Annotated in this window: 11 protein-coding genes; 2 read left to right on the top strand and 9 right to left on the bottom strand. The window is 36.4% G+C overall.

The features are described 5' to 3' along the window. Positions 1-58: 58 nt before the first annotated feature. Positions 59-1342, bottom strand: coding sequence for an extracellular solute-binding protein (locus tag FHY47_RS03435; protein WP_148629651.1), 1284 nt, complete (start codon positions 1340-1342; stop codon positions 59-61). Positions 1343-1969: 627 nt separating this feature from the next. On the opposite strand from FHY47_RS03435, the gene FHY47_RS03430 reads away from it, so the two are divergent. Further along, complete coding sequence (locus FHY47_RS03430; RefSeq protein ID WP_225983687.1) at positions 1970-2650, top strand: EcsC family protein; 681 nt, start codon at positions 1970-1972, stop codon at positions 2648-2650. Between the two features lie 440 nt (positions 2651-3090). Here the strand turns inward: FHY47_RS03430 and FHY47_RS03425 are convergent, their stop codons facing one another. From FHY47_RS03425 to FHY47_RS03390, 8 genes are all read right to left on the bottom strand, one after another. After that, positions 3091-3885, bottom strand: a complete 795-nt coding sequence (locus tag FHY47_RS03425) for a MurR/RpiR family transcriptional regulator (protein WP_262365960.1) — start codon at positions 3883-3885, stop codon at positions 3091-3093. A gap of 39 nt (positions 3886-3924) precedes the next feature. Next, a complete protein-coding gene (locus FHY47_RS03420; protein ID WP_140461385.1) occupies positions 3925-4611 on the bottom strand; it encodes an N-acetylmannosamine-6-phosphate 2-epimerase in 687 nt (228 codons plus the stop codon). Between the two features lie 176 nt (positions 4612-4787). Then, positions 4788-6380, bottom strand: a complete 1593-nt coding sequence (locus tag FHY47_RS03415; protein WP_262365959.1) for a PTS transporter subunit EIIC — start codon at positions 6378-6380, stop codon at positions 4788-4790. 473 nt (positions 6381-6853) lie between these two features. Continuing rightward, positions 6854-7726 carry a pirin family protein gene (locus FHY47_RS03410; RefSeq protein ID WP_148629650.1) on the bottom strand — a complete coding sequence of 291 codons (873 nt, stop codon included), beginning with the start codon at positions 7724-7726 and terminating at the stop codon, positions 6854-6856. A 589-nt stretch (positions 7727-8315) separates the two neighbouring features. Beyond that, positions 8316-8516, bottom strand: coding sequence for a cold-shock protein (locus tag FHY47_RS03405; protein ID WP_050614125.1), 201 nt, complete (start codon positions 8514-8516; stop codon positions 8316-8318). A gap of 369 nt (positions 8517-8885) precedes the next feature. Further along, positions 8886-9902: a PTS sugar transporter subunit IIC gene (locus FHY47_RS03400; protein ID WP_140461383.1), complete on the bottom strand. Its 1017-nt coding sequence runs from the start codon at positions 9900-9902 to the stop codon at positions 8886-8888. An 18-nt stretch (positions 9903-9920) separates the two neighbouring features. Next, entirely contained in the window at positions 9921-10868 is a 948-nt protein-coding gene (locus tag FHY47_RS03395) for an L-lactate dehydrogenase (protein WP_306821530.1), read from the bottom strand. 415 nt (positions 10869-11283) lie between these two features. Then, the gene (locus FHY47_RS03390; RefSeq protein ID WP_148629649.1) at positions 11284-12426 is read right to left on the bottom strand and encodes an acyl-CoA dehydrogenase family protein; all 1143 of its coding nucleotides are present in this window, start codon (positions 12424-12426) and stop codon (positions 11284-11286) included. A gap of 187 nt (positions 12427-12613) precedes the next feature. Here FHY47_RS03390 and FHY47_RS03385 point away from each other — a divergent pair, with 187 nt between their 5' ends. Next, positions 12614-12982 (top strand): hypothetical protein, encoded by a 369-nt coding sequence (locus FHY47_RS03385; RefSeq protein ID WP_140461381.1) that lies wholly within the window; start codon positions 12614-12616, stop codon positions 12980-12982. The last annotated feature ends 7 nt before the right edge of the window (positions 12983-12989 follow it).

Raw genomic sequence — 12989 nt, 5'->3', positions numbered from 1 at the left:
CCCCTAAACATTCACAGGTTACTTGCATGAAGTAACCTGTGAAAGAACTTATAGACGATTATTTACTTTTGTTTTCTTTTTGCATTTCTTCCGCTAATTGTTCAGGTGTTTTGTCACCTAAGGTAATAGATTGCAAGCCATTGTTAATAATATCAGTAAGTTCAGGAGTTAATGTTGCATCATATACTGGCACTAATCCACCTTGAGCAAAGCTGTTAGCATCCTGGAATATTTGTGGAATGCTGTCATCCATTTCAACAGTAGCTGGAACGATAATATTCGCTTTGATTAAGCCTTGGTATAGTTCATCACCATAGTAGTATTTTAAGAATGTGAAAGCAGCCTCTTGCTCTTCTTTACTTAACTTGCTGTTAACGGCGATTCCCCCGCCAGCTGCCCCAGCAATCTTGGCAGGATCACCTTTACCACCTTCAAATGTAGGGAATGGAGCTACACCAATGTTATCAATATTTTCTACACTGTCTAAGATTGGACCAAGTGCCCATGAACCAGCAAAGTGGAGTGCTGCAGTTCCTTTAATGAATTCATTTCGCGATTGAGCTTCATCAAGGGTATTTATATCCTCATTAAATGCCTTTAATTTTGTTAATTCGTCGATCACAGATAATGCATTGATAAATTGCGGATCTTCGAAGCTGCCATCTCCATTTAATGTATTCTCTAAGAAATCACTTCCAGTAAAGCGATCAGCAATAGTAGAGATGTAAACAGATTGTAATGGCCAGATTGCTTTGTTACCTAAAGAAATTGGAGTCGTTCCTTTATCATTAAGTGCTTTTACAAGTTTTTTAAATTCTGCATATGTTTTTGGAAACTCATCAAACCCTACATCTTGAAGAATGTCCTTATGATAGTAAATTAATCCTGTAATACTAATGTTTGAAGGGATTGCGTAATAATTATCATCTAACGCATAGTCTTGTAGAATGGCATCAGGAATAACTCCATCCCAGTTCTCAATGATTGGGTTTAAGGGAAGGATGGCTCCACCTTCAGCAAGAGGCTCTGTTCTCGCCCCAGGCCATACACGCATCATGTCAGGTAATTGGTTACCAGCAGCTTGTGTTCTTAATTTAGTTTCATATTGGTCATGTGGTATGGCCTCTACCTTAACCTGAATATCATCGTGTTCTTTATTGAATTTAGAAATAATGTCTTTGTAAAGAGTATTTTCCGGCCGATCCTCGGTCCAGTCAGTCCAAAGCGTAAGCTCAATTGCCCCATCCTTCGTGGATTGACCTGCTTTTTCATCATCATCGCTACACGCAGCCAAAGCTAGCACCGTCAGTAACCCCATTAGGACTAAACCTAATTTCTTCATCGTCTTTTCCCCCTTTATCGTAAATTAAAGCGCTTACAAAATTCATTATAACGCTTACCTACTGATTGAAATATCCTACAAACCTATAAAAACATCTAAAATTCTTGGGAAAGGTGGTTGGGATGCTGTGGTTAAGTACAAGGAGGGTCTTCTCTGTCTAAACCAGAAGAGGGCTTGTACATCTTATGCAGCCGAGGGTCTATATACTCTTAAAAAGCGTTTTTCTGAGTGCTGTATTATCTCCAGTACTAATCTGTTGTTAAAGATGGATTATCTAGATCCTCGACCGAATTTACCTTTATATACTCCATACAAGAAGAGACAAAAATAGAGACGTACTTTTATATAATTATTTTTATCAACGGAGGTATTTAAATGAAGAAATTATTAGTAGGTTTTACAAAATTCCCGAATATGAAAGCTGGACAGATTAGATTCGCTTCCAATAGTAAAGAAAATTGTATTGAGCCACAGAATTATTAAAGGATTCTATTAGAAATATGGCCGGTTATCCGCAATTGCTGAAAAAACTAGTTTTGATAACAATAATATCAATTAAACAATTAGCACAGTCAGATAAATAACTTATAATATTAGTATAATACTGAGAGGTAAGGTGAATATATAGTGGACGAGAAAAAAAGATTAACCCACGATGCTATAATGAATGCCTTAGATTGGTCTTATGATAAAGCAATTAATGGCGGAATAGCTGGAATGGACACAGCCATAGAGTTAGCTGAAAGTTATTTACAAAAAAGTGGTACACTTGATCAAAAAGTTCAAAGTTTAATTAATTGGCAAAATACTAAAAGTGCCACAAGTGGCTTCTTAACAGGAGTAGGAGGACTTATTACTTTGCCAGTTGCTGTCCCTGCAAATATAACTAGTGTTATATTCGTACAAATGAGAATGGTAGCAGCTATTGCACATATGGGGGGATATGATCTAAAAGATGATCAGGTTAAAACTTTTGTTTATGTATGTTTAGCAGGAAACGGAGCTAAAGACATTCTTAAAAATACAGGGATTCAAATTGGTAGGAAGCTTGCAGTAACAGGTATAAAAAAAATACCTTTTGAGGTTATTAAAAAAATTAATCATGCTGTAGGATTTCGTTTACTAACAAAGTTTGGAGAAAAAGGAGTCATTAATTTAAGTAAAATGGTTCCTGTAGCAGGTGGAATTATTGGAGGAACTGTAGATGCTTTTGCAACCAATACAATAGGTAACTTAGCCAAGAAGATGTTTATTCAAGAGCCTAAATCATATAATGATGACGAACCTGATATTATTGATATGTTGTAATAACCTTACCTTAATGTACATTTTAATGTTAGATAAATACTCGGTTTTCCAAGTAACGTATTCTACCACCATTCTCTAATATTCATCATACAGAGGTAATATAATATGTATTTTTTATCTTCAATTATTACACTCTAGAATGCCAATGAATGACCTATTACCTTTCAATGGTATTCTTAATTTATAATTTGTTGAATGAACTCACCAATATAAACCTAAGCACGAGTATCCTAATATTTATAATTAGCATCTTCAATATTTTTAGGAAAATGAAAGATTATCTCGATATCACGACCGTACTTAAAATATGTACATACTCAACGTTTTGAAAAGACAGATCAATAATATGAATATCTTTTTACAAAAAAATACTCCTCCTAAGGTAGGCAGATTTTAAACAAATCAACTCTCTCAGGCGGAGTATTTTAAACTTCTCTTTTTCAACTATTAATATGGATTTGAGACGATACTGCGGAAATGGTCTCTTGATAGATTTTTTTCCTAGTTGGATCCTCCAAGAAATGCATACTAATTAAGTCGATGAGGTAAAGCGCGCTTAAATCAAGACCGGTTGATAAGTAGGCATTGCGAACGGGATGGACGGTCCATAGCACTTCATCCGATAATTTTGTTAGATATGTATGGTCATAAGCCGTTAAAGAGATTAATTTAACATCTTTTTTCTTCGCTTCATTAACTGATGAAATTAACTCCCGGGTTTGCCCAGAACGTGAAATAGCTAATAATAAATCCCCTTTTTTTAATAAGGTACTTCTAATAATCATTAAATGTGGATCGGTTACAGCTTCACTGGCAAAACCCATCCTACTCAATCGGTAATTTAATTCCTGTGCGGCAAGTCCCGAACTTCCTAAACCATAGATAAAAATCCGCTTAGCATTTGTAACTAATTTGAGTGCTTTCATTATCGATTTCCGACTGTTTAATCCTTGTATATCGCGGATTACATCCATATACTGACTTCTGATTTTGGAATCCATATCCTCCGCTTCTTCATGGTGCGTTTCTCTCGCCAGGTTCATTTTTAATTCCACGAAATTTTTACAGGATACTTTTCTACAGAATCGGGTAATCGTTGCAACGGATACATTCGTTTTTTCTGCTATTTCTTTGATCGTGCACTTAGAAGCTTCTGATGGCGAAGAAAGCAAATAATCAGCTAAGCCTTTTTCTTTATCGGAGAATGAAGAATATTTCGATTGAATTTCCTTCAAGAGCGTAACCATAGATAACTCCTTCCGCCTTAAATTTGATCAGCAACCCCTCTTTATTTCTTCAACAAAGCGACTTGTTATTTGCTGTGGCCGAGTGATTGCTCCCCCGACTACAACGGAGTATGCCCCCAGGTCAAGTACCCTTCCCGCCATTTCGGGAGTGATAACATTTCCTTCAGCTATCACAGGGATTGAGACATTTTTTAAGACTGTTTTGATAAATTCAAAATCATTCTCATATAATTTACATCCTTTTGTCTCATTTGTATAGCCATAAAGGGTTGTGGATACACAATCAAAGCCCAATCGTTCCGCATTCATTGCATCATCCAATGAGGAGATATCTGCCATTAATTGAACCTGGGGATCATACTCTTTTACATATGAAACTAGATCAGCTAATTCCTCTCCATTTGGACGTTCTCTTAATGTTGCGTCCATCGCAATCATTTCACAGCCTGTCTCAATTAGTTCATCAACTTCTTGTTTTGTTGCTGTGATAAAAACTTCACTATTAGGATAATTTCGCTTCACAATTCCTACGACAGGTAAATCTACTTCTTTTTTAATCGCGATAATGTCCGGTTTCGATTCTGCTCGAATACCTGCCGCTCCACCTTGCCTGGCAGCCAGAGCAAGCTTTGACATGATAAATGAGCTATGAAGAGGCTCACTCTCTTGGGCTTGACATGAAACAACCAGCCCTTTTTTAATATGGTCTAACATTTTATTCACCTACTATTTCTGTTTTTTTACCTTGATGATTACAGTTGGAAAACGACTCTCCTGCAGCAAATCCAATTAACGAAACTTAAATAGTGGAGGTAGCTTAGCATTATTATTTAGATTAAGGAAGGAAAAAACATAATTCCGCTACAGCTCCACCTATTAACCTTTTAAGATTATTTAACGTTGTTTATCTCATTTTTTAAGATCTCTGCGAGGGCTCCATATACGACTTGAACACCCTTGCCTTTCTTAAAGAGTCCCTTTGCCTTCAGTTCATCTTTCCAAACGGAATCTTCTGCAACTTTATCGATATCCTTGACGGTGACTCTTAATCTAGTTATACATGCATCGACGTCCACTAGGTTTTCTCTTCCACCTAAGGCTGTGATTACATCCTCTATATCAATGTCTTTTAGCAGTGCATCTTTCTTCGTATATAACTTATTCTCAGATTCCTCCCCACGACCTGGAGTTTTTAAATTCAATTTTAGAATAAGTGTTTTAAATACAAAGTAGTAGATGAGTGCTGTTGGAATTCCGAGAATGAGAATCCAAATATAATTCGTTTTATCATTACCCTGTAATAGACCGAATAATGTAAAATCAATGATACCCCTTGAGAAAGTAACCCCTACCGATACATCTAGAGCATATAAAGCAGCATAGGAAATCCCCTCTAGAATGGCATGAATCCCATAAAGTAATGGTGCTACAAAAAGAAATGTAAATTCGATAGGTTCAGTAATCCCTGTTAAGAAGGATGTTAAGGCCGCTGAAAATAGAATACCACCGACAATTTTCTTATTTTTACTGTTAGCTGTATGATACATAGCAAGAGCGGCTGCTGGGAGACCGAACATCATTGGTAAGTATCCACCTGTGAAATACTTCGTTGCTTCAGCTGAGAATTTCGTAACAGTCGGATCAGCCAATTGTGCGAAGAAAATGCTTTGTCCACCTTGTACGATTTTCCCTGCAACCTCTAATTCTCCACCAAGTGAGGTGTACCAGAATAGTGGATAAATAGCATGATGAAGTCCAAAGATATTGAGAAGTCTCATTAGCGATCCATAGAAGAACATTCCGATTGGTCCTGTTCGTCCAAAGAATTCTGAGAAGGTTGAAATTCCAATGTGAACATATGGCCAAACAAATGGAATAATCACCCCTACAACACTGATTGCAAATACTGAAATAATCGGAATAAATCTTACTCCAGAGAAAAACGAAAGTGCTTCTGGAAGCTGCTTGTTGTAATATCTATTAGCTAAAAAGGCTACTAGTAAACCAACAATAATTCCTCCAAGCACGCCAATTCTAACTGTAAAAATACCAAGCTCGTACCCATATACGTTTGCCTGCTTCGCTGCTTCAACTGGATCTAGACCCTGAGATAAGAAATAGTCTACAGTTGTCGTCTCTGGTGTATGGCCCAGGAAACCTAGAATGGTACCAACGATAACATGCATGACAAGAAAAGCGATTGCTGCCGATAAACCCGCTGCACCTTTTTCCTGTAATGCTAACCCCGAAGCAATCCCGACAGCAAATATCAAAGGCAAGTTAGCAAAAACAATATTACCAATTGCAGACATGGTGCTTAAAATATAAAACAAAAATGTCCCTTCTCCGAGTATTCCTTCCAACCCATAGGTTTCTACCATAAGGGGGTTGGTAAAAGCTGCACCAATACCAAGCATAATCCCCGCTATTGGCAAAACAGCAATAGGAATCATAAAGGCTTTTCCTACGTTGTAGTTTTTCAAACATTCGTATCCCTCCATTTTCAATCAATTATAGAACCCTTTGCCCAATCATTTGTTACTTTTGAAAATAATTATCATAAATAATATTTTATGTAATTTATTATCTTCTATTATATGAGAGTACCATATTAATATGCAAATAATTTTTAGAATAATTTTACTATATTGATAAAATTTATGATTTTCGCAAGTTCCACGTGTACTGTCCATCCCTTTTGTAGATTATTTGTAGGGCAATAAATATGGGATGTAGGATTAGGAACGGAGCTGAGCTCAATAAAATATATATGTATCTTATGATTGGTTATTTTTTCTTTTGGAAAGAACATTGATTAATTTTGTCAGTAACACACTTCTTGGATCAACACACTCGATAGTTTAAGAACATACGTTCAAACTATACAAACAAACACCAGATGTTTATTATCCATCTGGTGTTTGTTTGAAAATATATTCTATTTCTCTAATTTGATTTATTTTTTTACTGCAGGTGGTCCAAATAATCCGTGCTGAAAATCGCGGAACGCCTCCTTGATTTCTTCCTGTGTATTCATCACAAATGGTCCACCAAACGCTATTTCTTCGCGGATAGGGATGCCTGAATAAATCAATACTTTGGAACGAGATAATGCTTTTATTTTTAATCCACTTGAGTTAGAATCTGAGCCTTCTTCATTAAAGGATAGGGTAGCCGCCCCTGTTTTAGCTATCTTTGTCTTACTTTCTCCGAACTCCATCTCCCCCGCCAACATATACAAGAATGCATTATGATTCTCAGGCAATACATGTGTGTAATCAGTTCCTTCACGGAGGCTAATTTCTGCCATCGTAATAGGAACCAAACTATTCATAGGTCCTGTTACCCCTGCAATATCACCTGAGTAAACTCGAATGTAACCCCCTTCAACGTTCACAACAGGAGCATCTTCTACATAGATGTTTTGATAACTTGTTTCTGTATGCTTTAGACTTTTTGGCAGATTCAGCCATAACTGTAAGGTATGAATAAGATCATCATCAAAAGCCTCTTCCGCATGCCTAGCTGCCCAACCGGCATTCATGTATTGGGCATCACCAGCATCCAAAATGCTATACCCTCCTGCATTATCTATATGTTCAAGCCTTCCATCAATAACATAAGTTATAGTTTGAAACCCTCTGTGGGGATGGTCGGAGAAGGTTCCACGCTTAAACCAGTCTTCAGCCATTAGAATAAACGGGGAAAATTCCTCATTCCTCTCAGGATTTAAAATCATTCCTTGTTGAACATGAGGGTATCCATTTTTATTGTATTCTGGATACCAAAAATCTTTTACTTCTCTCTGAAATGTTGATTCATTAGACATTTCAATACCTCCTTTTGGACTTTTAAACATATGAATAAATTCATTTTCATACAGCTTTAACTACTTTACTTAATTTCAATTGGGTTTCTTTTTAGCTCTTATTAGGAACTTTCCAATTAATTGTTCAGACTGTTTCCCCCATAGCATAAATTGAAATTCCTTAAAGAAGTCATCAACGATCATTTCAATATTCCCTAAGGCAGTTTCTTTTGAAAGGCATTTAGTTCTTGATTTAAAACCCTAGCCCTTGTATTCTGTGATTGTTTCTTCACCAAATACTTTTACTGCAAACTCTTTTTTATTTCAGAATCCATTACTATTCCCCTTATTGATATCCCACTATCTTACCATTAACATATTACCATAATATTCCGATTCGTCATTGAAAAATCACAGTATAATCCCTGTTTAAATTAGTGATTATTCAACCACTGCGCTATACTTAGCCTACCATTTGATATTACTAGTTTCATACGTTTGTTACAGAGGCCCTATTCATTTCTTGAATAGGGCTTTATTTTTATTCACAAAATTATTGATTAAACAAAAAATAGACCCTACAAATGTAGGGTCTATTTATTAGCTGTTATTAAGCTTTTTGAACGTTTGTAGCTTGTGGGCCACGTTGTCCTTGTTCTACTTCAAAAGTTACACTTTGACCTTCGTCTAAAGATTTGAAGCCTTCGCTTTGGATTGCTGAGAAATGTACGAATACGTCTTCTCCGCCTTCACGTTCGATAAATCCAAAACCTTTATCTGCATTAAACCATTTCACTTTACCTTGTTCCATAATTGTTGCCTCCTAGTGTGTTTCCACACAATGTATTACTATCCTTGCTCAAAAACCTTAGACGAAAATCAAAATCGCTTCTCAATCTGAAAACGAACAAAAATAATTCTTCTTTAGAATAACAGACATATCTTATAATAGCAAATTATTAGACTTATACCCTCCATTAACCCACGAACATTGTCACTTATCTTCTTCAAAAGATACTGTACTTAATTGAACATATCAAAAAAACTGCATTAGTGTTCTGAAACATATTCTTTTAATGAATGTAACATTTCACTTTGGATTTAATTTATTTTACAGTCAAAAAACCTTTAAAAAGTAAAACAAGGTAAATCATTAGATTTACCCTGCTCTCTTTATTCGTTATACTGGTAAGCTTAAATCATTTTCTTTAATCTTACCTTTTTTCTTTAATAGATAATAAGTGCCATATGCAATACCTGCAGGTAATATTATATAAGTAATCAACATCGCTGGAATGATATAACCCAGATTATTTGTAGTTAATAGTTGAATAGGAGCCACAAATGAACTTAAACCCATACCTGCAATTTCTTTAGGAGCTTCTATACTAAATACTAAAGCTGACACCGGACCTGCCACTGCACTTGCTAACAATGTCGGTAGCAGGATATATGGATTCTTTGTTATATTGGGCAATTGTACTTTTGGCGTACAAATCCCTTGAGCTAGTATACCTCCTAACTGATTTTCTTTTGCTGAGATAACAGAAAAACCAACAAAGTGAGCAGCACAACCTGCTAGAGCGGCTCCACCAGCGATACCTGACAGTTCAAGTGCTATAGCTAATGCGACGGAGGATGCTGGAGATACTAGGAATAATCCCCAAACTACTGCCAAAACGATTGAAGCGATCAAAGGACTTCCGGCTGTTGATGTTTTAATAAACGCACCAACGGATGTTAAAATAGGTGCTATTACTGTTGAAAGCTGTATTCCAACAAATCCAGAGATTAATATGGTTGCAAATGGAACTAACATCATATCAAGCGGTGTTTTGCCGCTCAATCTTTTTCCAATAAAGGTTGCTAATGTTGCAGTTATTAAAGCACCAATAGGTTCTCCTGATTTAATCAACATACCCGCTTCGGTAATACTAATAGCGCCTGCTCCCAATGCTGCTGCTATGGCCGCAGAGAATACCACTAACCCATTCGCTCCTAGCATAATTGCAATACCTACCCCGATTGCTGGTGCCATTAACCCTGTAGCTATTGAGCCAATTTCAATCATCCATGCCAAATCCAAAATGGAACCTATATTTTTTATTAATAGTCCGATACCCAGCGTAACGAAAATACCTTGTGCAATACCAGTTGAAGCATTAAATATTCTAGGCATTATATATTCTTTTTTCATCTGTCATTCCTCCTGTTGTTAAAAGCCAATGCTTCTCATGTATTCACGTAGTATTTCATTCGATTGATCAAATTTTTCTTTTTCTGTGCTAGTTAGGTTTAACTCAACTACTTCTTTAATACCTTCTCTTGTAATGATAGAAGGCACTCCAGTACAGATATCTTTATATCCATATTCGCCATCAAGAATAGTAGAAAGTGCGACAATTTTATGAGAATCATTAAATATTTCTTTAGTGATAGATGCCAGAGCTGATCCGATACCGTAGTAGGTGGTTCCTTTTCTTTCTAGTATCTCAAACCCTACTCTTTTCACTTTTTGCAATAATAAATCTAAATCGATTTCCCCAATTTCTTCTTTTCCTTCTTCTAAAATTTGTAGAAGTGGTTTTCCCCCAACAGTCATGTGGGACCAAGCGGCAAATTGAGAGTCTCCATGTTCACCCATTGTATAACCATTAATACTTCTTGGATCAACATGTAAAATTTCCGATAAATAATTTTTCAATCTTGAAGAGTCTAATGAAGTTCCAGTACCAATTACTCTATTTCTCGGAAGGCCAGATAATTTCCATACCATATAAGTCATAATATCAACTGGATTGGATGCTATCAAAAAGATACCGTCAAACCCACTTTCCATTACTTCCGAAACAATAGACTTCATAATCCTTGCACTAATTTCCAATGTATCTAGTCGTGTCTGACCTTTTTTAGGAGGAGGACCAGCAGTTATGATAACGATATCTGCATCTTCGCAATCAGAATAGGAACCCGCAGTAATTTTCGTTCGGCTTGGCAAAAAGTCGATGCAGTGTAATAAATCCCAAACTTCACCCTTTGCTCTTTCATGGTTAATGTCAATCATAATTAATTCATCGCAAATTCCTTGATTAATTAAGCTATAGGCTGCACTTGATCCAACCAAACCAGTTCCTACCATTGCTACTTTTTTTAGATTTCTCAAATTACTCACTCCTCTAAGATGTTAAATATGTGAATCTTTTCACATAACGCATTATCAATATAGCTTCTTATTTTTTCATGGTCAAGAAAAATGTGGTATTTTTCACTAAATATACATTTATTACATTAAAAAGTTAACTTTACTTTTTTTGAATAAAATCAAGCTGGAAATTAAGCTATGAATAGCACTTTTGCTTTTTTGTATATCCCTTTAATGAGTTTAATGGATATAAACCGGTATTCATTTGCTTCTTCAAAAAATTATTCTTGGAAAAAGTGACCCCCAATCAACTTGGAATAAAGACAAAAAAAGAACCTCATTATCTTAATGAGGATTCTTTCTGAATATAAGAAACGATGAAAAGTTCATTTAATATTTTCTTTAACTATGTTACATCCCAACTGTTTTCTCTCTATTACACCTGTTTCTCCAACGCATTTTTAGCAAGTAAGGTCAGCGTAGAATCATCCATAGGAGGATTATGCAGACCTGCCCGAACATCACGATAATATCTTTGCATTGGACTTTTCCGTTGCAGGCTTTGTGCGCCGACTATTCGCATGGCTGTATCGACAATCGAGATTGCTTGATTGGTTATAGCCGTTTTAACAGCTGCCAATTCAGGACCCATTTGTTCACGTTTCTCAGGATACTGCTCCCATCTTTGAGCAATAGAATATAAAAAGCTCCTAGACTGCATCAGCTCAAGCTCCATTTGACCAATCTTTGCCTGAATATGCGGCAGTTCAGAGATTGTGCCCTTTAAACTGTTTGGTGAATACGTTTTTGCAAATTGAATCGCATAGTTACGCGCTCCCATTGCAATGCCGATATAACAGGCAGGTATATGTAAAAGCCAGCCTGATGCTTTTCTAGCAGAAGCTCTTTCCACAAAATCTTCTTCACGAAGCACTACATTTTCCATAAGTAAATCATGGCTGCCAGTTCCCTGCATCGAGATCATATCCCATGTTTCATCAATACTCACACCGCTCTGGTTTTTGTATACTTTAAACCAACCAATCGTTTCCTCGTCAGGAATCCATGCACTTACAAGAAAAATATCCAAAACCGGAGCCAGTGAGGTGTACGTTTTTCTTCCGTTAAGAATCCATTTATCTCCTTTTCTAAGAGCGATCGTCTCTGGTCTACCTCCCCTTGTTGGGCTACCTGTCGCTGGTTCAGATGCGGCACGATTAACCAAAGCTCCGTCAGCGATTTCGTTAAATAGTTTCTTTTTATTTTCTTCTGTCCATGTTTTATTTTCTAAGAGCTCCAGGATCACCATATTGTGCCACCCAATTGCTAGTGACGTTGAACCGCAATGCTGGGCGATGATCTCCTGGCCAAGCAAAAAAGTCGTTAACCCTTCCCCTGCTCCTCCAAATTCCTGTGGCAAGGTTAAGGTTGTATACTTCATTTTTTTCAAATCGGTAATATTCTCGGCTGGAAATGAGCGTTCCTCGTCATATTTTTGTGCTCTTACAGAAAACTCTTTTGCTACGTCTTTTAATTGCTGCAAAATAGTTTCTTGTTGCTTTGTTAAATATTCCTCCATGTTGCCAGCTCCCTTATCGAAAAAACTATTCTGGGTTGAATAGTATGGTTTATATGTTTATCATATCACTTTGCCGTTTCTATACCCATTACCAAACTATAATTATTCCCCTATTCCCTAAGCAAAACACCTATGCAAATGATCTATAACGTGCATTAACTAATTATAAAGAGAGGGGAGACTACATTTGAGTAATGAAAGTGATAAAGATTTTTTTGATTATGCTTCTGATCTAATTGGTGAACAAGTCCAGGTTATTACAGTTGAAGGTTCATATTACGGGGAATTAAAGGCGTTAAAGAGCGACTTTTTGTTGCTGCTTACCACAAATAGAGGTCAAACTAGCATAATAGCCATCCGCTTCAAGAAAATAATTGGCATTTCAAGAAACCTATACAAGGAAAGAAGACGTCCATTATTCTTCGGTCAACAATGGAACCAAGAGCAGGATCATACAGACGACCAATATGATGATCATGTAGAGGATCATTATGAACATTCAGCAGACAATGATCATGATGAGCATGAAAATCATGATTTTCATGACGAAAAATAATTCAAAA

This window comes from Bacillus sp. E214 (assembly GCF_008087365.1).
Lineage (GTDB): Bacteria > Bacillota > Bacilli > Bacillales > Pradoshiaceae > Pradoshia.
Note: the sequence above shows the minus strand (reverse complement) of the source record. Positions and strands in the feature narration are given on the sequence as shown.

What these genes read in the sequence shown, in the direction of transcription:
- FHY47_RS03420 (WP_140461385.1), bottom strand. Translation starts at nt 4,611, where the DNA reads ATGTTAGACCATATTAAAAAAGGGCTGGTTGTTTCATGTCAAGCCCAA.
- FHY47_RS03405 (WP_050614125.1), bottom strand. Translation starts at nt 8,516, where the DNA reads ATGGAACAAGGTAAAGTGAAATGGTTTAATGCAGATAAAGGTTTTGGA.
- FHY47_RS03435 (WP_148629651.1), bottom strand. Translation starts at nt 1,342, where the DNA reads ATGAAGAAATTAGGTTTAGTCCTAATGGGGTTACTGACGGTGCTAGCT.
- FHY47_RS03400 (WP_140461383.1), bottom strand. Translation starts at nt 9,902, where the DNA reads ATGAAAAAAGAATATATAATGCCTAGAATATTTAATGCTTCAACTGGT.
- FHY47_RS03390 (WP_148629649.1), bottom strand. Translation starts at nt 12,426, where the DNA reads ATGGAGGAATATTTAACAAAGCAACAAGAAACTATTTTGCAGCAATTA.
- FHY47_RS03410 (WP_148629650.1), bottom strand. Translation starts at nt 7,726, where the DNA reads ATGTCTAATGAATCAACATTTCAGAGAGAAGTAAAAGATTTTTGGTAT.